We start from the raw sequence: 20,093 nt of genomic DNA on the forward strand, positions 1-20,093 counted from the left end.
CCACCCACGTTAGCCGCTGGACGTCCGCGCATCAGCCGCCGCAGGAACGGCTCCCGCACGGCCGAGGAGGTCCGCGAGCCGGTCCGTGACCACATCGGGGTGCTCCAGCATGACCAGGTGCCCCGCGTCGGGGACGAGCACGAGCTCGGCATCCGGGAGCAGATCGGCGATGGCCTCGCTGTGCTCGCTCGGCGTCACCAGATCCTTGTCCCCGGCCAGGACGAGCACCGGGAACTCCGTGAAGTGTTTCAGCGCCTCCGCCTTGTCGTGCTCGGCGAACGCCGGATAGAACTCGGCGACCACGTCGATCGGCGTCGACTCGATCATCCGTTCGGCGAACCGCGAGATCGCCGGGTCCACGTCCTTCGACGAGAACGAATAGCGCTTGATGACGCTCGCGAAAAGGTCCGCGGTGGCCCGCCGCCCCTTCTCCACAAGGTCGGCCTGCGAGCCGAGCGCCTTCAGGACACCCGGAAGCACCCGCCGCACGGCGTTCATCCCGGCGACCGGAAGCCCGAAGTTGACCTGGCCGAGCCGCCCGGACGACGTACCGACGAGGGCGACGCCGACGACGCGCTCACGGATCAGCTCCGGGAAGTGGTCGGCGAGGGCCATCGTCGTCATGCCGCCCATGGAGTGCCCGACGAGGACCAGCGGTCCCTCGGGCGCCGCCGCGTCGATGACGGCCTTCAGGTCCCGGCCCAACTCGTCGATGGAGACCGGCGTCCCGTCCGCGAGCTGCGCGGCACCGCGCCCCGACCTGCCGTGGCTGCGCTGGTCCCAGTACACACAGCGCACGACGCCGCGCAGGGCCGCCCGCTGGAAGTGCCAGGAGTCCTGGCTCAGACAGTAGCCATGGCTGAAGACGACGGTGACGGGAGCGGGTGCCTTGCGCCCGAAGAGCCTGCGGCGGCGCGGTGACTGCGCGCTCTCCGGATCGGCCTCGTCGACCTCGTACGAAAGCTCCGTGCCGTCGTCCGCGTACGCCGTGCCCGGCATACCGCGCAGCGATCCGTACGGCCCCGACGCGTCGAGCGCCAGCCGCGCCTTCTTGCGCATACCGCGGCCGACGGTCAGCCGCTCGATGGCGACACCGGCCGCGGCACCCGCGGCGACGACGCCTATCGCGGCACCGGCGAGGCCGGCCCTGCGCCAGTTCCCGGCCGCAGCGGCGACTTCCGTCACCACTTCCGCGGCCGCCCCCGTGCTGGTCTCGCTCACGTGCCGCTCCTACTCACTCGTCGGGTCGCTCATTCACATAGACGCGCGGAACGCGCGATCCGATGCGTGTGACGATCTCGTACGCGATGGTGCCCGCCGCCTGTGCCCAGTCCTCGGCGGTCGGCTCGCCCCGGTCACCGGGCCCGAACAGGACGGCTTCGGCGCCCGGCTCCGGCTCGTCCCCGCCGAGGTCGACCACGAACTGGTCCATCGCGATGCGCCCGGCCACCGTGCGCCACTTGCCCCCGACGAGCACGGGCCCGGTGCCGGACGCGTGCCGCGGGATCCCGTCCCCGTACCCGACAGGCACGAGCCCCAGAGTCGTGTCTCCGGGGGTGATGTAGTGATGCCCGTAGCTCACGCCGTGACCCCCGGGGACGTGCTTCACCAGGGCGAGCGAGGCGCTGAGCGTCATGACGGGGCGAAGGCCGAACTCCTGCGGGGTCCCGACCTCGGGGCTGGGCGAGATCCCGTACATCGCGATCCCCGGTCGTACGAGATCGAAGTGGGTCTCGGGAAGCGTGAGTGTCCCGGGGGAGTTGGCGATGTGCCGCACCTCGGGCCTGATCCCCCGCTCCTCGGCCGCCGCGACCATCTCGCGGAAGAGGGCGAGCTGGGCGGCGATGGACGGATGCCCCGGCTCATCGGCGCACGCGAAGTGCGACCAGAGCCCGGTGACGCGCACCAGGCCCTCGGCCTCGGCCTGACCTGCCTGCGAGACGAGCTCGGGCCAGTCGCCCGGCATACAGCCATTGCGCCCAAGCCCGGTGTCGGCCTTCAACTGAATACGCGCCGTACGCCCCACCGCCCGCGCCGCGGCGGACACTTCGCGCAGCGCCCAGAGCCCGCTCACCGACATGTCGAGATCGGCCTCGATGGCCTCGCGCCAGGGCCCGCCCGGGGTCCACAGCCAGCACATGACGCGCCCCTGGATCCCGGCGGCGCGCAGGGCGAGCGCCTCCTCGGGGGTCGCGGTGCCCACCCAGGTGGCTCCCGCCTCGATGGCGGCGCGGGCGCAGGGCACCATGCCGTGGCCGTACCCGTCCGCCTTCACTACGGCCATGAAGGCGGCGCCCGGCGCATGGGCGCGCAGAGTCCGCACATTGGCCCGGAGGGCGGCCAGGTCGATCTCGGCGCGGGCACGCAGGGGTGCGGTCTCAGTCATAACGCCGACCAGTGTCTCAGAGCCCACTGACACCCTCGCAGCCGCGCGCCTCAGGTCCCGGGCCTGCGTCCCCACGCGTAGACCCGGTCGCCCTTGTGCAGCGTCTTCCACAGGGCGCGCGCGTCGGCGATCCGCATGTTCACACAGCCGCGCGAACCAGGGGGGTTGTAGATGTTGCCGTAGATGCCGTGGAAGGCCTGTCCGCCGTTGAAGAACTGGCTGTACGGCATGGGCGTCTCGTAGATCGACGACCAGTGGTTCTTGTGCTTCCAGTAGATCTTGTTCCAGCCGGTGCGCGTCGTGTACCCGGCCCGCCCGCTCCTGATGGGCACCGGACCGAGCAGCACCTTCTTGCCCTTCTGCACCCACATCAGCTGCCGCCGCAGATCGACGCAGGCGAGGCGCTGCGCGGGCGTGGGGCACTTCTTCGCCGCGTTCGGCTTCTCGCGGGCGGCGATCAGCCGCATCCGGGCCCAGGTGACGGGCCCGGCGAAGCCGATGGCGGGCCGGATGCCTTCCTTGCGCTGGAAGGCGCGGATCGCCCGGCAGTCCTCCGGGGACTGCTTGCCGTCCACGGTGAGCTTCAACCACCGCTCGGCCTGGCGCTGATGGGGGCCGCTGCGCGTGGTGCAGCGGGCGGCGGAGACCTCGCTGCGCGGCACGTACTCGATGAGCTGCTCGCCGACAGCGGCATCCGGCTCGACGGCGTCCTCGGCGGCGCTGGGCGTATAGACGCGCGGCGCCATCGCCTGGTCCGGGGTGTCGAGCTGCCACGGGTGGCTCGGCGGAAGCGGGACACCGGGGACCAGGCGGGCGCCGGGGGACGCGGGTCTCGGCGGTGCGGGGTCGGCGAGCGCGGGGCCCGCCGGAAGCGCGGCGGCCACCGCGAGGAGCATGGCCAGGCCACCCTTGGCTGTCTTACTGATCATGCGATGAGCGAACCCCGGCGCCACTCCGGTCACGCAGTGCCGCGCGGTGAGGTCACCCGAAGGGCTCCTTCACCTCCGTACGTCCCCGCTACCTCCGTACATCCCCGCTACCCGCGTACGTCCCGCCAGGCCGCCGGAATCGCCTCCGCCACGTCCTGCGCCCCCACCGGCGCCCCGTCCGCCGCGTGCCGCCCGGCGAGCCCATGCAGATAGGCGCCCACGGACCCCGCGTCCCGAGCCCCGAGCCCGGCGGCGAGCAAGGCTCCGGAGAGCCCCGAAAGCACGTCCCCGCTCCCGGCGGTGGCGAGCCACGGCGTCCCGGTCGGGTTGACCCGCACAGCACCGCCCCGCACGTCCCCGTCGCGCCCTGCGACCAACGTCGTAGCCCCCTTGAGCAGCACAGTCGCCCCGTACCGCCCCGCCAACTCCCGCACAGCGGCAAGCCGCCCGCGTTCGACCTCCTCCCGCGCGACCCCCAACAGGGCGGCGGCCTCCCCCGCATGGGGCGTGAGCAAGGTGGGCGCGTCCCTCCCCCGCACCACGCCCGCATCGACGAGCCGCAGCCCGTCCGCGTCGATCAGTACGGGCACATCGGCGCCGACCACGTCCGCCAGCCGCTCGGCATCGTCCCCGAGCCCCGGCCCTGCCACCCACGCCTGCACGCGCCCGGCCTTGGCCGCGGGCCCATCGGAGACGAGCACCTCCGGAAAGCGGGCGATCACCGCGTCGGCGGCGGGCCCCACGTACCGCACGGCCCCCGCCCCGCCTCGCAAGGCACCGGCCACCGCGAGCACAGCGGCCCCCGGATACCGGGCGGACCCGGCGACGATCCCCACGACACCCCGCCGGTACTTGTCGCTCTCCCCGGTCGGCAACGGCAGGAGCGAGGCCACATCGGCGTACTGAAGCGCCTCGGCCTCCCCCTCACCGAGCACCGCCCCGAGCCCGATGTCGACGAGCCGCACGACACCCGCGTACTCCCGCCCCGGATCGATCAGAAGCCCCGGCTTGTACGCCCCGAAGGTCACCGTCACATCGGCCCGGACCGCGTCCCCGCTCACCACCCCGCTGTCGGCGTCCACCCCGCTCGGCAGATCGACGGCGACTACAGGCGCCCCCGACTCCCGCACAGTCCCCGCCAGTTGAGCCGCCCCGGCCCGCAGCCCGCCCTGCCCCCCGATACCGACGATCCCGTCGACGACAAGATCGGCCCTCCGCACGACATCCGCAGCCACGGCATCCGCAGAACCGGCGACCCGCCCCCCGGCCGCACGGAAGGCCGCGAGCCCGCCCACATGCACCCGCTCGGGCGACAGCAGCACCGCAAAAACCCCCGCCCCGCGCCGGGCGAGCCTGGCCCCCGCGTAGAGGGCATCGCCCCCGTTGTCCCCGCTGCCCACGAGGAGTACGACACGGGCGCCGTACACCTTGCCGAGCACCTCGGCACAGACCACCGCGAGCCCCGCGGCGGCCCGCTGCATCAGGGCCCCTTCCGGCACCCGGGCCATCAGTTCCCGCTCGGCGGCCCTGACCGATTCCACGCTGTACGCAGTACGCATGACCCGAGTGTCACCCGGCGCCTACCCCTCAGCAATCACCACGGCTGACGCGACCCCCGCGTCATGACTGAGCGAGACGTGCCACGACCACACCCCCAACTCGGCGGCCCGCGCGGCGACCGTCCCCTTCACCCGTACGCGCGGCTGACCACTCTCCTCGACGAACACCTCCGCGTCCGTCCACCGCAGCCCCGCAGGCGCCCCCAACGCCTTGGCCAGCGCCTCCTTGGCCGCGAACCGCGCCGCCAGCGAGGCGATCCCCCGCCGCTCCCCGCTGGGCAGCAGCAACTCCCGCTCCACGAAAAGCCGCTCGGCCATCCCGGCCGTGCGCTCGAGCGCGGCCCCGAACCGCTCGATCTCCGCCACGTCGATACCGACCCCGATAATCACGAGCAGCAGCCTACGAGCACCCACCGCTGAACCGCTCAAGGCCCGCGGGGGGTGACGCACCCCACCCTCCACCCCGTTCAAACAGCCGTAACAATGGACTGTGATCTCTTCGGTCTCCGAACCCCCGACGACACCTCGGAGCGCCCACCGGCACAAGCCGGAGGCGACTCCCTACGTCGACCTCACCCGCACCGAGTGGAGCGCCCTGCGCGACAAGACGCCGCTCCCGCTGACCGCCGCGGAACTCGAAAAGCTGCGCGGTCTCGGCGACGTCATCGACCTGGACGAAGTGCGGGACATCTATCTCCCGCTCTCCCGCCTCCTGAACCTCTACGTAGGCGCGACCGACGGCCTGCGCGGCGCCCTCAACACCTTCCTCGGCGAAAAGGGCTCCCAGTCGGGGACGCCCTTCGTCATAGGAGTCGCGGGCTCCGTGGCCGTCGGCAAGTCCACGGTCGCCCGCCTCCTTCAGGCCCTGCTCTCCCGCTGGCCGGAGCACCCCCGGGTGGAGCTGGTGACCACCGACGGCTTCCTCCTGCCCACCAAGGAGCTGGAGGCCCGCGGCCTGATGTCCCGCAAGGGCTTCCCCGAGTCGTACGACCGCCGTGCCCTGACCCGCTTCGTGGCGGACATCAAGGCGGGCAAGGACGAGGTGACCGCCCCCGTCTACTCCCACCTGATCTACGACATCGTGCCCGGCCAGCGCCTCACGGTCCGCCGCCCCGACATCCTCATCGTGGAGGGCCTGAACGTCCTCCAGCCGGCCCTGCCCGGCAAGGACGGCCGTACCCGCGTGGGCCTCGCCGACTACTTCGACTTCAGCGTGTACGTCGACGCGCGCGTGGAGGACATCGAGCGCTGGTACCTGAACCGCTTCAAGAAGCTGCGCGACACGGCGTTCCAGAACCCGTCCTCGTACTTCCGCAAGTACACCCAGGTCTCCGAGGAGGAGGCCCTGGACTACGCCCGCACCACCTGGCGCACCATCAACAAGGCCAACCTCGTGGAGAACGTGGCCCCCACTCGGGGCCGTGCGGCCCTCGTCATCCGCAAAGGCCCCGACCACAAGGTGCAGAGACTGAGCCTGCGCAAACTCTGAACCTGCGCGAACTCCGAACCGGCGGCTAACCTGCGCGCATGTTGCATCTACGCCTGATCACCCCGGCGGACAAGACGGATGACGTGGTGCGCCTGATCGAGCGGACGGTCGGCGCCACGCACCTCGCCGTCGTGCCGGGCGCGGCCCGCAACCCCACGGGCGACGTCGTGATGTGCGACGTGGCCCGCGAGGCGGGGGACGAACTGATCGGCGCCCTGCGCGCGCTCGGCATCGACGAGTCGGGCTCGATCGCGGTCGAGAACATCGACCTGTCCCTGTCCCATCGCGCCGACAAGGCGGAGAAGGACGCACCGGGCGAAGGCGCGGACGCGGTCCTGTGGGAGCAACTCACCGACGCGACCCACGAGGAGTCGACGCTCTCGATCACGTACGTCGCGTTCATCACGCTCGCCACGATGATCGCGGCCTGCGGTGTGGTCCTCGACAACGCGATCCTGATCGTCGGCGCGATGGCGGTGGGCCCCGAGTTCGGCCCTCTCGCGGGCTTCTGCACCGCTCTGGTCCAGCGCGCCCCGCGCCTGGCCATGCGCTCGCTCATCGCGATCCTGGTGGGCTTCGCGGTGGCGATGGCGGTGACGGTCGGCTTCAGCTACTTCATGGACGCGGTAAGCCTGTTCAGCGAGAAGAAACTGGACCAGGAGCGCCCCAACACCAGCTTCGTGTACGCGCCCGACTGGTTCTCGTTCGTCGTGGCGGTCCTCGCCGGAGCCGCCGGAACGCTCTCACTCACATCGGCGAAGTCGGGCGCTCTGGTCGGCGTCGCCATCTCCGTGACGACGGTCCCCGCGGCGGCCAACGCCGCGGTGGCGCTCAGCTACGGAGACGCCGAGCAGACCTGGGGCTCCACGGAACAGCTCCTGCTCAACCTGCTGGGCATCGTCCTCGCCGGTACGCTCACGCTGCTCGCCCAGAAGTTCCTCTGGGCCAGGCAGCGCGAACGTACCGCCAAGGCACAACTGTCCTAGCCCAGCGCGGACTTCACCACGTCGGCGAGCTGCTCGGCCACGGACCGCGCCTGGTCGATGTCGGCGGCCTCGACCATGACCCGCACCAGCGGCTCCGTGCCGGACGAGCGCAGCAACACCCGCCCGGTGGCGCCCAGTTCACGCTCGGCATCGGCGACGGCCGCCGTCAGCTGGGCGGAGGTCGCGACCCGGGACTTGTCGACGTCGGGCACGTTGATGAGGACCTGCGGAAGCCGCTGCATGACCCCGGCGAGCTCCGCGAGGCTGCGCCCGGTCTCGGCGACGCGTGCCGCGAGCAGAAGACCCGTCAGCGTGCCGTCACCGGTGGTCGCGTGGTCGAGGATGATCACGTGCCCGGACTGCTCGCCGCCGAGGGCGAAGCCGTGCTCCTTCATCGACTCGAGCACATACCGGTCGCCGACAGCGGTCTGCACGAGGGAGAGGCCCTCGCGCTCCATGGCCAGCTTGAAGCCCAGGTTCGACATGACCGTCGCGACAACGGTGTCCGAGCGCAGCGTGCCGTGCTCCCGCATGGCGAGCGCGAGGACGGCGAGGATCTGATCCCCGTCGATCTCGGCACCCGTGTGGTCCACGGCGAGGCACCGGTCGGCGTCCCCGTCGTGCGCGACACCGAAGTCGGCGCCGTGCTCGACGACGGCGGCCTTGAGCAGCCCCAAGTGCGTCGATCCGCACCCGTCGTTGATGTTCAGGCCGTCCGGCTTGGCGCCGATCGTGATGATCTCGGCACCGGCGCGTGCGAACGCCTCGGGCGAGACGCGGGCGGCGGCGCCGTGCGCCTCGTCGAGGACGATCGTCAGTCCGTCGAGGCGGTTGGGGAGCACACCGAGGAGGTGTGCGACGTACTGGTCGAGCCCCTGGTCGTACGTCTGCACGCGGCCGACGCCCGCGCCCGTGGGGCGCTGCCAGGGAGCACCGGTGCGGTGCTGCTCGTACACGGACTCGATGCGGTCCTCGAGCTCGTCGGCCAGTTTGTGGCCGCCGCGCGCGAAGAACTTGATGCCGTTGTCCGGCATGGCGTTGTGGCTCGCGGAGAGCATCACGCCGAGGTCGGCGCCCAGCGCACCGGTGAGATGCGCCACCGCGGGGGTGGGCAGCACACCGACGAGCTGGACGTCCACGCCCGCGCTCGCGAGACCGGCGACCACCGCGGCCTCCAGGAACTCCCCCGACGCGCGGGGATCACGTCCCACCACCGCGACCGGCCGATGGCCCTCGAACGTGCCCACCTCGCCGAGCACATGAGCCGCCGCTACGGAGAGCCCGAGCGCGAGCTCGGCCGTCAGATCCGCGTTGGCGACACCGCGCACGCCGTCCGTACCGAAGAGTCGTCCCACTGCTGTCCTCCTCCGGACTTCTTCCCGGGATCACCGGGGTTTCCGATAAACGAACGCCCCGGCAGCACATAACGTGCCGCCGGGGCGAACGAACAGTACAAGCAGGCAGATTAACGCTTGCTGTACTGCGGAGCCTTACGGGCCTTCTTGAGACCGGCCTTCTTGCGCTCGACCGCACGGTCGTCACGCTTGAGGTAACCGGCCTTCTTGAGCGCGGCGCGGTTGTTCTCGGTGTCGGCCTCGTTCAGCGCACGGGCGACACCCAGACGGAGCGCACCGGCCTGACCGGAGACGCCGCCACCCGAGATGCGGGCGATGACGTCGTAGCGGTTGTCGAGCTCGAGCACCTTGAAGGGCTCGTTGACTTCCTGCTGGTGGACCTTGTTCGGGAAGTAGCCCTCGAGCGTGCGCCCGTTGACCTTCCACTTGCCGGTGCCCGGGACGATCCGGACACGGGCGATCGCGTTCTTGCGACGGCCCAGGCCGGCGGCCGGCTGCGGGTCGCCGAAGATCGCGGGGTTCGACTCAGAGGTGTACTCGCCCTCGACGGGCGCCTCGGACTCGGTGGTGTACTGCTCTACGTCAACAACCTCGGTCTCTTCGACCGGCTGCTCAACGGTGGTCTCGGCCACGATTCTCCTCAGAATTTCTTACGTCTTTGGGGGTGGTGGCCGGAACTACTGCGCGACCTGGGTGATCTCGAACGGGACCGGCTGCTGAGCGCCGTGCGGGTGCTGGTCGCCCGCGTAGACCTTCAGCTTCGAGAGCACCTGACGGCCCAGGGTGTTCTTGGGGATCATGCCCTTGATGGCCTTCTCGACGGCCTTCTCGGGGTTCTTCGCAAGAAGCTCGTCGTAGCGCACGGAACGCAGACCGCCCGGGTAACCGGAGTGGCGGTACGCCATCTTCTGGGTCTTCTTGTTGCCGGACAGGTGAACCTTGTCGGCGTTGATGATGATGACGAAGTCGCCCATGTCCATGTGGGGCGCGTAAATCGCCTTGTGCTTACCCCGGAGGAGGATGGCGGCAGTGGTCGCCAGACGACCCAGGACGATGTCCTGAGCGTCGATGACGTGCCACTGGCGGGTCACATCGCCGGGCTTGGGGCTGTACGTACGCACTTCGTAGCCTTCGCTTCTTCAGTGGATGGGGTCCAGACACACGGCATCCCAGAAGCGGATCATGCAGCTGGGGCTCACAATGCCGGGGACGCTGCCCGTATGCGAGCCACTGGTAACTGCTCCAGGGAACCTACGTAAGGGCCCTTCGCGTGAGAACGACGAAGCCAATACGCATAACAATCCCCGAGAGTACCCGCGCCGCACCGTACGGGTCAAAACGCACCTCTGGAGAGCGGCACCGGCGGCTCGCCCACCACAGGCGGGTCCACACTTTCCACGCCGACCCCGCTCGTCCGGACACAGCTCCGGGCAACCGTGAGCGCCAGCACACAGAGCGTCATGAAGTCCCGGAAGGCCCGCCTGGTACCCGGCTCGAGCCAGGGCCAGCTGAACCCCGGAATCTGCGGCACGAGCGCCAGCCAGAACCACGGCCCGCCGGCCACCGCCCCCGGCACGAGCGCCCCCGCGAGCAGCAGCGGCACGACGACCACCAGGTAGTGATCGTACGAAGGCCTGGACACCAGGAAGGCCGCCAGCATCAGCATCACGGCCGTCTCGACCACCCGCAGCTCCGCCGGCCCCCCACCGCTCCCCCACCGCCGCCACGCGCACCACACCCCCGCACCGGCGGCCACGACGGCGAGCAGCGAGGCCGCCCCCTGCGGCACCCCGAGCCGCGGCAGGACGGCTGCGGGCGACGCCTCGTAGAGCCGTACGAAGGAGTCGTCTCCCCGCAGCAGGAACGGCAGCGTCCGCGTGAAGAACCCCGCCGGATCCGGCATGGCCAGTGCCGCCCCCACGGACACCACTCCGGGCATCAGCAGCGCCGCCCCGAGCCCTCGCCACCGCCGGGCGAAGACGAAGAGCAGCACCACGGGCACGAGCAGCGGTTTCACGGCGACCGCCGTCCCGATCACCAGGCCCGCGGCCACCCACTTCCCCCGGCACACCAGGAGCAGCGCGAGCGGCAGTGCGGCCGCCGATGCGACCGTCCAGTTCCCCAGGTCGACGAGGTGCCCGAACGGCGCGAACCCCACCGCCAGGGCGAGCAGACCGAGCGCCGCGAACCGGCTGCGCCACGCCACCCCATGGAGCCGCAGCGCGCACCCCCACCCCAGGACGAGCGCGGCCACGACCCCCGCCGGCACGAGGAACCGCACGACGGACTCCGGAAGCAGCGCCTGCGGCACCGCGGCGAGCACAGCCCCCGGCAGATAGAGGAAATGCCGGTCGGCATAGGGCGAGCGCCCGTCCAGCCAGGCCTCGGCCGCCCGCACCACGATCGCGTTGTCCATCCCGCCGTCCGGACCCCGCAGCCCCACCCGGACGGCCGAGGCGAGCAGCACGGCCCCGACCACCGCCCGGACATGCCAGGTCACCGGCCGCAGCAACCATCCACTAACAGCTACTTTGCCCGTATTCATACAGATCAGGCTAGGTCGGACGCCGCCCCCGGCCCCCGCTCAACATCCCCAACTCCCCGTCTAAGATGCGGCGCATGAGCTTTGGGCAAGGTGGACCTCAGTGGGGTCCAGGGGATTCACAGACGCCTGACTGGGCAGCGCTCGCCGAGGCATCCGAATCGCGTACCCGGCGCCGCAAATGGCTGATGATCGGCGGTGGCGCGCTCGCCACCGTCGTGGTCGCCGCTGCCGTCGCCATCGCGGTCGTCTCCGCGAACAGCGACAACTCCTCCGCGTCGAACAAACCGGCCAGCGAGCTGCCGTCGACCGCGGACATCCCCGGCGCGAGCACGAACCCCGGCCCGTCCTTCGAAAAGACGACGCCGCCGCCCCCGCCGGACCCCAAGGAGTTCATCTCCAGCGCCAAGAAGGACAAGGCGCCGCTCAGCGCCGACACGCTCTTCCCCGGCAAGTCGCTGACCTCGGGCGACCGCGTCTACAAGAAGGGCGCCACCAGCGGCACGAAGAAGTGCGCGAGCGTCACCCAGGCCGCACTGGGCGCGGTCCTCAGCAAGCACGACTGCACGCAGCTCTTCCGCGCCAGCTATGTGAAGGGCAACATCGCGGTGACGGTCGGCGTCGCCGTCTTCGACACGGCGGCCCAGGCCACCAAGGTCAACGAGCAGGCGAAGAAGGGCCTGGTCGTCTCGCTGCCCGGCAAGGGCGTGCCCAGCTTCTGCCGTACGGCGGTCTGCCGTGGCACGTACAACGCCTACGGCCGCTACGCCTACTTCACGACCTCCGGCTTCACCAGCGACAAGGACGTCACGAAGAAGGAGACCGGCGTCTACACCGTCGGCAACGACCTGGCCCGCTTCGCCTTCGGGCAGATCAACCGCCGGGGCGAGGCCCAGGCTTCCGCCGCGGCCACCGCCCCGGAGTAGTCCGGCGATCGAGAGTCCGGCGGCCGGGGCTCAGCAGCACCCGGCGCCGGGCAACGTCCGCTTGTTGCGCGCTTCTTTGCTGCGCGCGGCGAGCAACTCGTCAGCGGGATAGCCGACTTCCTCGAGCGTGAGCCCGTGCGGCCGTACGACATGCACGGCGGAGTCCCGCACCCCGGCGGCAAGCACCTTGGCGGGCCACTCCACGGGCCGATGCCCGTCACCCACGAACAGCATGGCGCCCACCAACGACCGCACCATGTTGTGGCAGAACGCATCGGCCCGCACGGTCGCTTCGAGAATCCCGTCGGGCCGCCGCTCCCACCGCAGTTCCTGGAGCGTACGAATGGTCGTGGCACCCTCACGCTTCTTGCAGTAGGCGGCGAAATCATGCTCGCCGAGCAGCTTCTCCGCGGCGGCGTTCATGGCATCCAGGTCCAACTCCCAGTCGTGCCACAGCACATGACTGCGCAACAGGGGATCGACACCGCCCGGATGATCGGTCACGCGATAGGCGTAACGCCGCCACACGGCCGCGAACCGCGCGTTGAACCCGGCGGGAGCCTCGGCCACCTTCCAGATCCGCACATCGTGCGGCAGCCGCCCGGCAAGCCTGCGCAGCAGCTTGTCACTGTGCTCGGCCCACACCCCCTCGGGCAGATCGACATGAGCGACCTGCCCCCGCGCGTGCACCCCGCTGTCGGTCCGCCCCGCGACGGTCAGCTCGTACGTCTCCTGCGACCGCGTCACGGTCCGCAGCGCGTCCTCGATCTCGCCCTGAACGGTCCGCTGCCCCTGCCGCTGCTTGGCCCAGCCGGAGAAGTCCTTACCGTCGTACGAAAGGTCGAGGCGCACCCGCACGAACCCGGGCTCTACTTCATCACTCACAGAACTGATCCTCTCAGGAAGCCGACCACGCGAAAGCGGGCCCGCCCCGAAGGGCGGACCCGCTCACAGCAAGGCAGAGCCTCAGGCGTCCTTGGACTCCTCGACCGGGGCCTCGGCGGCCTCGACCGGCGCGTCCTCGACGGGCGCGTCCTTCTTGAGGGCGTCTTCCTTGACGGCACGCTTGGTCGCCGCCTCGGCCTCACCGGTGGCAGCCTGCGCCACGGTCAGGGCCTCCACCAGCTCGATGATCGCCATGGGCGCGTTGTCGCCACGACGGTTACCGATCTTGGTGATACGGGTGTAGCCACCCGGGCGGTTCTCGTAGCGCGGGCCGATCTCGGTGAAGAGCGTGTGCACGATGCTCTTGTCCGTGATCACCTGGAGCACCTGGCGGCGGTTGTGAAGGTCACCCTTCTTCGCCTTGGTGACCAGACGCTCCGCGTAGGGACGCAGCCGACGGGCCTTCGCCTCGGTGGTGGTGATGCGGCCGTACTCGAAGAGCTGCTTGGCAAGGTTCGCCAGGAGGAGCTTCTCGTGCGCGGCGCTGCCGCCCATACGGGCACCCTTGGTGGGCTTCGGCATGGTGTTTCTCCTTGTTGTCTGCCCCGGCCGTATCAGGTACCGGAGTCAGTGGCCGCGCCCTGATAGGGGCGCGGGTCTGTATCTATCTGCGGCTCCGCCGCGTGGGCGCGACCAGTCGAAGCGGGCCCGCAGTAAAAATCAGTACTGCTCGGTCTCCACGAAGCCCGCGTCCGCGTCGTCATCGGCGCCAAAGGCGTCAGCCGCAGCGGTCGGGTCGAAGCCGGGAGGCGAGTCCTTCAGCGCCAGGCCCATCCCGTTCAGCTTCATCTTGACCTCGTCGATCGACTTCGCACCGAAGTTGCGAATGTCGAGCAGGTCCGCCTCGGAGCGGGCCACGAGCTCACCCACGGAGTGGATGCCCTCGCGCTTGAGGCAGTTGTACGACCGAACGGTGAGCTCGAGCTCCTCGATCGGCAGGGCGAGATCAGCGGCCAGGGCCGCGTCCGTCGGCGAGGGGCCCATGTCGATGCCTTCGGCGTCGATGTTGAGCTCGCGCGCCAGACCGAACAGCTCGACCAGGGTCTTACCGGCGGACGCCATGGCGTCACGCGGGCGCATGGCCTGCTTGGTCTCGACGTCGACGATCAGCTTGTCGAAGTCGGTGCGCTGTTCGACACGGGTCGCCTCGACCTTGTACGTGACCTTGAGCACCGGCGAGTAGATGGAGTCGACCGGAATACGACCGATCTCCTGGCCCACCTGCTTGTTCTGGACGGCGGAGACGTAGCCGCGACCGCGCTCGACGGTCAGCTCCATCTCCAGCTTGCCCTTGCCGTTGAGCGTGGCGAGGACCAGGTCGGGGTTGTGCACCTCGACACCGGCCGGGGGCGCGATGTCGGCGGCGGTGACCAGACCCGGGCCCTGCTTGCGCAGGTACATCACGACAGGCTCGTCGTGCTCCGAGGAGACGACCAGCTGCTTGATATTGAGGATGAGGTCGGTGACGTCTTCCTTGACGCCCGGCACGGTGGTGAACTCGTGCAGGACACCGTCGATGCGGATGGACGTGACGGCCGCACCCGGGATCGAGGAGAGAAGGGTCCGACGCAGGGAGTTGCCGAGGGTGTAACCGAAGCCCGGCTCCAGCGGCTCGATCACGAACCGGGAGCGGAATTCGTCGACGACCTCTTCGGTCAACGAGGGACGCTGAGCAATCAGCATGAAGTGTTTCCTTCAGTCATGGACACCCACTATTTGATGTCCTTGATTGTTACAAGGGTACGGGCGGTACGGCTCCGAGGAGCCGCACCGCCCGAAAATCCCTGAGTCAAGCGACGCGAATCAGACGCGGCGACGCTTGGGGGGACGGCAGCCGTTGTGCGGCGTCGGCGTGACGTCCTGGATCGAACCGACCTCGAGGCCAGTGGCCTGGAGGGAGCGGATCGCGGTCTCACGGCCGGAGCCGGGACCCTTGACGAAGACGTCAACCTTGCGCATTCCGTGCTCCTGCGCGCGACGGGCGGCCGACTCGGCAGCCATCTGCGCGGCGAACGGAGTCGACTTGCGCGAGCCCTTGAAGCCGACGTGGCCGGCGGAGGCCCAGGAGATCACGTTGCCCGAGGGGTCCGTGATCGAGACGATGGTGTTGTTGAACGTGCTCTTGATGTGGGCGTGCCCGTGAGCGACGTTCTTCTTTTCCTTGCGGCGCACCTTCTTGGCAGCGCCCTGACGACCCTTGGGGGGCATCTATTAACTCCTACGCGAGGTGGTCGGTCCTGCAGCGACAGCTGTCGATCGACCGCTGAGGACTACTTCTTGCCCGGCTTCTTCTTACCGGCGATGGCGCGACGCGGGCCCTTACGGGTGCGGGCGTTGGTGCTGGTGCGCTGACCGCGGACGGGCAGGCCACGACGGTGACGAAGACCCTGGTAGCAGCCGATCTCGACCTTGCGGCGGATGTCGGCCTGGATCTCGCGGCGGAGGTCACCCTCGGTCTGGAGGTTGGCGTCCACGTACTCGCGGATCTTGATCAGGTCCTCTTCGGACAGATCACGAACACGGGTGTTGCGGTCCACACCGGTGGCGTCCAGCGTCTGCTGGGACAGCGTGCGGCCAATGCCGAACACGTACGTGAGGGCGACCTCGACGCGCTTTTCGCGCGGGAGGTCAACACCTTCAAGGCGTGCCATTCAAGGCTCCTGTTGATTTTCGGAGGTCTGCAGCAGAGCCGTTCCCAGGTGCCGTCTGAGGTACATCCTGGGTCCCCGGCCTCCGACCGGGGGTGTCGCCCTCCATTACTGAAGAGGGACGGGCCCTGCATATGTGCTTACGTGCGTCGCGCGAAAATCTGCGAACTGCAGTCGTGCGTCAGCCCTGGCGCTGCTTGTGGCGCGGGTTGTCGCAGATAACCATGACCCGGCCGTGACGGCGGATCACCCTGCACTTGTCGCAGATCTTCTTGACGCTCGGCTTGACCTTCATTGGTGAGGTTCTCCGGGTCAGTGCCACACCCCACGTGAATGAGGTATGGGCGAGATCTACTTGTACCGGTAGACGATCCGGCCACGGGTCAGGTCGTAAGGAGACAACTCCACCACGACCCGGTCGTCAGGGAGGATGCGGATGTAGTGCATACGCATCTTGCCGCTGATGTGTGCCAGGACCTGGTGGCCGTTCTGGAGCTCTACCTTGAACATGGCGTTCGGAAGAGACTCAACGACAGTGCCCTCGATCTCGATGGCACCTTGCTTCTTGGCCACGCTCTGCCCTTCGAATCGACTACCTTGATCGACTTCGTACGCCGTATGCAGGCACACGGATGCACGAGAGCCGACGAGTCAGTCTACGTCAGGCACCCCGGAAAGACGAATCGAGGAAGTTTGCCCCACGAGCAAGATCGTTAAGCAGCAGGGTCACTTCGCCAGCGGATCCGGCGCGACCGTGACCCCGTACTCCGCCAGCTTCGCCTTGCCGCAGTCCGGAGACGTCAGCACGATCGGCCCCTCCTCCGTCAGCGCGACGGAATGCTCCCAGTGGGAGGACCAGGTGCCATCCGTAGTGATGACGGTCCAGTCGTCCTCCAGGACCTCCGTGCGGGGGGTGCCGAGGGAGACCATGGGCTCGATGGCCAGGCAGAAACCGGGGACCAGCTTGGGGCCCTTGCCTCGGCGGCGCTCTACGTAGTTCAGGAGATGGGGGTCCATGTGCATCTCGGTGCCGATGCCGTGGCCGCCGTAGTCCTCGACGATGCCGTACTTGCCGCCGCCGGGCTTCGGCTGGCGGCGGATGTACGTCTCGATGGCGCGGGAGATGTCGACGAGCCGGTTGCCCTGCTTCATGGCGGCGAGCCCGGCCCACATCGACTCCTCGGTCACCCGGGAGAGCTCCACGAGCTCCGGCGCGTGACCGGTGCCGACGAACGCGGTGTACGCCGCGTCCCCGTGCCAGCCGTCGATGATCGCGCCGGCGTCGATGGAGATGATGTCGCCGTCCTTCAGGACGGTCTTGTCATCCGGGATGCCGTGCACGACGACCTCGTTGACCGAGGTACAGATCGTCGCCGGAAAGCCGCCGTACCCAAGGAAGTTCGACTTGGCACCGTGCTCTGAGAGCACCTTGCGCGCGACGTCGTCCAGGTCCTTCGTGGTGGCACCGGGCACCGCCGCCTCACGCGTCGCGGCGTGGATGGCGGCCACCACAAGGCCCGCCTCACGCATCTTCGCGATCTGCTCGGGGGTCTTGATCTGCACCATGGGGCTTCCGCTCTCCGTCATCCGTCCAACAACCAGCTGCTGTCTACACAACACTACGGCCGCGGTCCCCCGAGGGGCACCGCGGCCGAAACAGCGTACTGGACAGCGTACGGGCTACTTGTCGCCCTTGATCGCGTCCATCGCACGCTTCGTGACCTCGTCCACCTTGCCGAGCGCGGAGATCGTGACCACCAGGCCCTGGGCCTTGTAGTGGTCGATGATCGGCTCGGTCTCGCGGTGGTACACGTCGAGACGCTTGCGCACGGTCTCTTCCTGGTCGTCACCGCGCTGGTAGAGCTCGCCGCCGCAGACGTCGCAGACGCCCTCGGTCTTCGGCTTGCTGTACGTCACGTGGAAGACGTGGCTCGAGTCGTTCCGGCAGATGCGGCGGCCCGCGATGCGCTTGACCACCTCGTCCTCGGGGACCTCCAGGTCGAGCACCGCGTCCAGCTTCTGGCCGTCCGCCTTGAGCGACTCGTCCAGGGCCTCGGCCTGCGACACGTTCCGCGGGAAGCCGTCGAGCAGGAAGCCGTTCACGGCGTCCGGCTGCTCCATGCGGTCGTGGGCCATGCCGACGGTGACCTCGTCGGGGACGAGGTTGCCGGCGTCCATGTAGGCCTTCGCCTGCTTGCCCAGCTCCGTGCCCTGGCTGATGTTGGCGCGGAAGAGGTCGCCCGTGGAGATGTGCGGGATCGACAGGTTCTTGGCGAGGAACGCGGCCTGCGTTCCCTTGCCCGCACCGGGCGGCCCGACGAGGACGATTCGCATCAGCGGAGGAACCCTTCGTAATTGCGCTGCTGAAGCTGGCTCTCGATCTGCTTCACGGTCTCCAGACCCACACCCACGATGATCAGGATGCTTGTCCCGCCGAACGGGAAGTTCTGGTTCGCGCCGAAGCCCACCAACGCCATCGTCGGCACAAGAGCGATCAGCCCCAAATACAGCGAGCCCGGCCACGTGATCCGGTTGAGTACGTAACTCAGATACTCAGCGGTCGGTCGGCCAGCCCGGATGCCCGGGATGAAGCCACCATACTTCTTCATGTTGTCCGCGACTTCCTCGGGGTTGAACGAGATAGCCACGTAGAAGAAGGCGAAGAACACGATCAACAAGAAGTACGTCGCGATGTAGATCGGGTGGTCGCCCTTGGTCAGGTTGGCCTCGATCCACTGCTTCCACCCTGAGTTGCCACCCGCGAACTGGGCTACCAGCGCAGGGATATAGAGCAACGAAGAGGCGAAGATCACAGGGATGATGCCCGCCTGATTGACCTTCAGCGGAATGTAGGTCGACGTACCGCCGTAGGACCGGCGGCCGATCATTCGCTTCGCGTACTGAACCGGAATGCGGCGCTGAGCCTGCTCGACGAAGACCACAAGACCGACCATGACAAGACCGACCGCGATGACGGTGCCGAACTCGATCCAGCCACCGGCCAGGGAGCCCTGCTTCTTGATGGCCCACAGGGCGCTCGGGAAGGTCGCGGCGATCGAGATGAACATCAGGATCGACATGCCGTTGCCGATGCCCCGGTCGGTGATGAGCTCACCGAGCCACATCACGCAGGCCGTGCCCGCGGTCATCGTGATGACCATGGTGACGGTCACGAAGATGGACTGGTCGGGGACGATCTCGTTGGCGACGGGGCAGCCGGAGAACAGGGAGCCCGTGCGGGCGGTGGCCACCAGGCCGGTGCCCTGGAGGATCGCGAGCGCGACGGTGAGATAACGCGTGTACTGCGTGATCTTCGCCGTGCCGGCCTGGCCCTCCTTCTTCAGGGCTTCGAGCCGCGGAATCACCACGGTCAGCAGCTGCAGGATGATGCTCGCCGTGATGTACGGCATGATGCCGAGCGCGAAGATCGTGATCTGCAGCAGCGCGCCACCACTCATCATGTTGACCAGGCCGAACAACCCTTGATTGGTGTCGTTCTGGTCCATGCAGATCTGGACGTTTTTATAACTAACGCCAGGAATCGGCACATGCGTGCCGATTCGATAGATCACGATGATGCCGAGCGTGAAGAGCAGCTTCTTGCGCAGGTCGGGCGTCTTGAACGCCCGGGCGAACGCGGTGAGCACGGTGCCTCCTGCGACCCCCGCGCGCGTGCGCAAGAGGTAGTGGTCTGAGGAATGACGAATACATATCAGTCAGAAAAACCGTACGGACAGACCGCACGGAGCCTGGACAGTGCACGCCACCTTACCGGCGACCGTGCCCCCCTTGGAACGACCAACCGGGGATGCCCCATATGTGGGGCATCCCCGGCTGGGAATCGCTCAAGTCATCGAGATGCCTGAAGAATTCAGACGAGCTCGGTGACGGTACCGCCGGCGGCGGTGATCTTCTCCTTGGCGGAGCCGGAGACGGCGTCAACCGTCACCTGCAGCGCCACGGTGACCTCACCCTGGCCGAGGACCTTGACAAGGCTGTTCTTGCGAACGGCACCCTTGGCGACGAGTCCCTCAACGGTGACCTCGCCACCCTCGGGGAACAGCGCGCTCAGCTTGTCGAGGTTCACGACCTGGAACTCGGTCTTGAAGGGGTTCTTGAAGCCCTTGAGCTTCGGGAGGCGCATGTGGAGGGGCATCTGCCCGCCCTCGAAGCGCTCCGGAACCTGGTAACGGGCCTTGGTGCCCTTGGTACCACGACCTGCGGTCTTACCCTTGGACGCCTCACCACGACCCACACGGGTCTTGGCGGTCTTGGCGCCCGGGGCGGGCCGGAGGTTGTGGACCTTCAGCGGGTTCTGCTCCGCCATG

The 20,093-nt window shown here is 68.6% G+C and carries 23 protein-coding genes; 3 read left to right on the forward strand and 20 right to left on the reverse strand.

Annotated elements, in window-relative coordinates; all coding sequences use genetic code 11:
* Positions 1 to 9: 9 nt before the first annotated feature.
* The 5 genes from ACGFSB_RS17185 to ACGFSB_RS17205 all read right to left on the reverse strand — a co-directional run bounded on the left by ACGFSB_RS17185 (position 10) and on the right by ACGFSB_RS17205 (position 5,264).
* Positions 10 to 1,221 carry an alpha/beta fold hydrolase gene (locus ACGFSB_RS17185; protein ID WP_393399505.1) on the reverse strand — a complete coding sequence of 404 codons (1,212 nt, stop codon included), beginning with the start codon at positions 1,219 to 1,221 and terminating at the stop codon, positions 10 to 12.
* A gap of 13 nt (positions 1,222 to 1,234) precedes the next feature.
* On the reverse strand, positions 1,235 to 2,386 hold the full coding sequence (gene alr, locus ACGFSB_RS17190) for an alanine racemase (RefSeq protein ID WP_393399507.1): 1,152 nt from the start codon (positions 2,384 to 2,386) through the stop codon (positions 1,235 to 1,237).
* 50 nt (positions 2,387 to 2,436) lie between these two features.
* Entirely contained in the window at positions 2,437 to 3,315 is an 879-nt protein-coding gene (locus ACGFSB_RS17195; RefSeq protein ID WP_393399509.1) for a L,D-transpeptidase family protein, read from the reverse strand.
* Positions 3,316 to 3,422: 107 nt separating this feature from the next.
* Positions 3,423 to 4,874 carry an NAD(P)H-hydrate dehydratase gene (locus ACGFSB_RS17200; protein WP_393399511.1) on the reverse strand — a complete coding sequence of 484 codons (1,452 nt, stop codon included), beginning with the start codon at positions 4,872 to 4,874 and terminating at the stop codon, positions 3,423 to 3,425.
* Between the two features lie 21 nt (positions 4,875 to 4,895).
* Positions 4,896 to 5,264 carry a holo-ACP synthase gene (locus ACGFSB_RS17205; protein ID WP_393399513.1) on the reverse strand — a complete coding sequence of 123 codons (369 nt, stop codon included), beginning with the start codon at positions 5,262 to 5,264 and terminating at the stop codon, positions 4,896 to 4,898.
* Positions 5,265 to 5,364: 100 nt separating this feature from the next.
* Between ACGFSB_RS17205 and coaA the strand changes: the two genes are divergently transcribed.
* Both coaA and ACGFSB_RS17215 read left to right on the forward strand, forming a co-directional pair.
* Positions 5,365 to 6,363, forward strand: a complete 999-nt coding sequence (gene coaA / locus ACGFSB_RS17210) for a type I pantothenate kinase (protein ID WP_393399515.1) — start codon at positions 5,365 to 5,367, stop codon at positions 6,361 to 6,363.
* 38 nt (positions 6,364 to 6,401) lie between these two features.
* Complete coding sequence (locus ACGFSB_RS17215; RefSeq protein ID WP_393399518.1) at positions 6,402 to 7,349, forward strand: DUF389 domain-containing protein; 948 nt, start codon at positions 6,402 to 6,404, stop codon at positions 7,347 to 7,349.
* Here ACGFSB_RS17215 and glmM read toward each other — a convergent pair.
* The 4 genes from glmM to ACGFSB_RS17235 form a co-directional block, all read right to left on the reverse strand.
* Positions 7,346 to 8,704 carry a phosphoglucosamine mutase gene (glmM, locus tag ACGFSB_RS17220; RefSeq protein ID WP_393399521.1) on the reverse strand — a complete coding sequence of 453 codons (1,359 nt, stop codon included), beginning with the start codon at positions 8,702 to 8,704 and terminating at the stop codon, positions 7,346 to 7,348. The genes ACGFSB_RS17215 and glmM overlap by 4 nt on opposite strands.
* Positions 8,705 to 8,814: 110 nt before the next feature.
* Complete coding sequence (gene rpsI / locus ACGFSB_RS17225; RefSeq protein WP_393399524.1) at positions 8,815 to 9,336, reverse strand: 30S ribosomal protein S9; 522 nt, start codon at positions 9,334 to 9,336, stop codon at positions 8,815 to 8,817.
* Between the two features lie 45 nt (positions 9,337 to 9,381).
* A complete protein-coding gene (rplM, locus tag ACGFSB_RS17230) occupies positions 9,382 to 9,825 on the reverse strand; it encodes a 50S ribosomal protein L13 (protein WP_393399527.1) in 444 nt (147 codons plus the stop codon).
* A gap of 212 nt (positions 9,826 to 10,037) precedes the next feature.
* Positions 10,038 to 11,213: a glycosyltransferase family 87 protein gene (locus ACGFSB_RS17235; RefSeq protein WP_393400174.1), complete on the reverse strand. Its 1,176-nt coding sequence runs from the start codon at positions 11,211 to 11,213 to the stop codon at positions 10,038 to 10,040.
* A gap of 110 nt (positions 11,214 to 11,323) precedes the next feature.
* On the opposite strand from ACGFSB_RS17235, the gene ACGFSB_RS17240 reads away from it, so the two are divergent.
* Entirely contained in the window at positions 11,324 to 12,172 is an 849-nt protein-coding gene (locus ACGFSB_RS17240; protein ID WP_393399530.1) for a hypothetical protein, read from the forward strand.
* Positions 12,173 to 12,202: 30 nt separating this feature from the next.
* On the opposite strand, the gene truA is transcribed toward ACGFSB_RS17240, so the two are convergent.
* From truA to rplO, 11 genes are all read right to left on the reverse strand, one after another.
* Positions 12,203 to 13,057, reverse strand: coding sequence for a tRNA pseudouridine(38-40) synthase TruA (gene truA / locus ACGFSB_RS17245; protein WP_393399532.1), 855 nt, complete (start codon positions 13,055 to 13,057; stop codon positions 12,203 to 12,205).
* An 81-nt stretch (positions 13,058 to 13,138) separates the two neighbouring features.
* Positions 13,139 to 13,639 carry a 50S ribosomal protein L17 gene (gene rplQ, locus ACGFSB_RS17250; RefSeq protein ID WP_393399534.1) on the reverse strand — a complete coding sequence of 167 codons (501 nt, stop codon included), beginning with the start codon at positions 13,637 to 13,639 and terminating at the stop codon, positions 13,139 to 13,141.
* 138 nt (positions 13,640 to 13,777) lie between these two features.
* Positions 13,778 to 14,800, reverse strand: coding sequence for a DNA-directed RNA polymerase subunit alpha (locus ACGFSB_RS17255; protein ID WP_016645160.1), 1,023 nt, complete (start codon positions 14,798 to 14,800; stop codon positions 13,778 to 13,780).
* A gap of 120 nt (positions 14,801 to 14,920) precedes the next feature.
* Positions 14,921 to 15,325, reverse strand: a complete 405-nt coding sequence (gene rpsK, locus ACGFSB_RS17260) for a 30S ribosomal protein S11 (protein WP_003956432.1) — start codon at positions 15,323 to 15,325, stop codon at positions 14,921 to 14,923.
* Positions 15,326 to 15,387: 62 nt separating this feature from the next.
* On the reverse strand, positions 15,388 to 15,768 hold the full coding sequence (gene rpsM, locus ACGFSB_RS17265) for a 30S ribosomal protein S13 (RefSeq protein ID WP_383319545.1): 381 nt from the start codon (positions 15,766 to 15,768) through the stop codon (positions 15,388 to 15,390).
* Positions 15,769 to 15,946: 178 nt separating this feature from the next.
* Complete coding sequence (gene rpmJ, locus ACGFSB_RS17270) at positions 15,947 to 16,060, reverse strand: 50S ribosomal protein L36 (protein WP_003974245.1); 114 nt, start codon at positions 16,058 to 16,060, stop codon at positions 15,947 to 15,949.
* Between the two features lie 56 nt (positions 16,061 to 16,116).
* Complete coding sequence (infA, locus tag ACGFSB_RS17275) at positions 16,117 to 16,338, reverse strand: translation initiation factor IF-1 (RefSeq protein ID WP_003948620.1); 222 nt, start codon at positions 16,336 to 16,338, stop codon at positions 16,117 to 16,119.
* A 153-nt stretch (positions 16,339 to 16,491) separates the two neighbouring features.
* On the reverse strand, positions 16,492 to 17,331 hold the full coding sequence (map, locus tag ACGFSB_RS17280) for a type I methionyl aminopeptidase (protein WP_393399539.1): 840 nt from the start codon (positions 17,329 to 17,331) through the stop codon (positions 16,492 to 16,494).
* Between the two features lie 114 nt (positions 17,332 to 17,445).
* The gene (locus ACGFSB_RS17285; protein WP_393399541.1) at positions 17,446 to 18,099 is read right to left on the reverse strand and encodes an adenylate kinase; all 654 of its coding nucleotides are present in this window, start codon (positions 18,097 to 18,099) and stop codon (positions 17,446 to 17,448) included.
* The gene (secY, locus tag ACGFSB_RS17290; RefSeq protein WP_393399544.1) at positions 18,099 to 19,412 is read right to left on the reverse strand and encodes a preprotein translocase subunit SecY; all 1,314 of its coding nucleotides are present in this window, start codon (positions 19,410 to 19,412) and stop codon (positions 18,099 to 18,101) included. Before secY ends, ACGFSB_RS17285 begins: the two co-directional genes overlap by 1 nt.
* A gap of 224 nt (positions 19,413 to 19,636) precedes the next feature.
* Entirely contained in the window at positions 19,637 to 20,092 is a 456-nt protein-coding gene (rplO, locus tag ACGFSB_RS17295; RefSeq protein WP_249588330.1) for a 50S ribosomal protein L15, read from the reverse strand.
* Position 20,093 lies beyond the last annotated feature (1 nt).

This window comes from Streptomyces sp. NPDC048441 (genome assembly GCF_043200235.1).
GTDB lineage: Bacteria > Actinomycetota > Actinomycetes > Streptomycetales > Streptomycetaceae > Streptomyces.

Bases quoted from the DNA above. Each gene is read 5' to 3' on its own strand.
- alr (WP_393399507.1), bottom strand. From the start codon at position 2,386: ATGACTGAGACCGCACCCCTGCGTGCCCGCGCCGAGATCGACCTGGCC.
- ACGFSB_RS17195 (WP_393399509.1), bottom strand. From the start codon at position 3,315: ATGATCAGTAAGACAGCCAAGGGTGGCCTGGCCATGCTCCTCGCGGTG.
- ACGFSB_RS17200 (WP_393399511.1), bottom strand. From the start codon at position 4,874: ATGCGTACTGCGTACAGCGTGGAATCGGTCAGGGCCGCCGAGCGGGAA.
- ACGFSB_RS17215 (WP_393399518.1), top strand. From the start codon at position 6,402: ATGTTGCATCTACGCCTGATCACCCCGGCGGACAAGACGGATGACGTG.
- ACGFSB_RS17240 (WP_393399530.1), top strand. From the start codon at position 11,324: ATGAGCTTTGGGCAAGGTGGACCTCAGTGGGGTCCAGGGGATTCACAG.
- rplQ (WP_393399534.1), bottom strand. From the start codon at position 13,639: ATGCCGAAGCCCACCAAGGGTGCCCGTATGGGCGGCAGCGCCGCGCAC.
- ACGFSB_RS17255 (WP_016645160.1), bottom strand. From the start codon at position 14,800: ATGCTGATTGCTCAGCGTCCCTCGTTGACCGAAGAGGTCGTCGACGAA.
- rpsK (WP_003956432.1), bottom strand. From the start codon at position 15,325: ATGCCCCCCAAGGGTCGTCAGGGCGCTGCCAAGAAGGTGCGCCGCAAG.
- rpsM (WP_383319545.1), bottom strand. From the start codon at position 15,768: ATGGCACGCCTTGAAGGTGTTGACCTCCCGCGCGAAAAGCGCGTCGAG.
- rpmJ (WP_003974245.1), bottom strand. From the start codon at position 16,060: ATGAAGGTCAAGCCGAGCGTCAAGAAGATCTGCGACAAGTGCAGGGTG.
- map (WP_393399539.1), bottom strand. From the start codon at position 17,331: ATGGTGCAGATCAAGACCCCCGAGCAGATCGCGAAGATGCGTGAGGCG.
- ACGFSB_RS17285 (WP_393399541.1), bottom strand. From the start codon at position 18,099: ATGCGAATCGTCCTCGTCGGGCCGCCCGGTGCGGGCAAGGGAACGCAG.
- rplO (WP_249588330.1), bottom strand. From the start codon at position 20,092: ATGGCGGAGCAGAACCCGCTGAAGGTCCACAACCTCCGGCCCGCCCCG.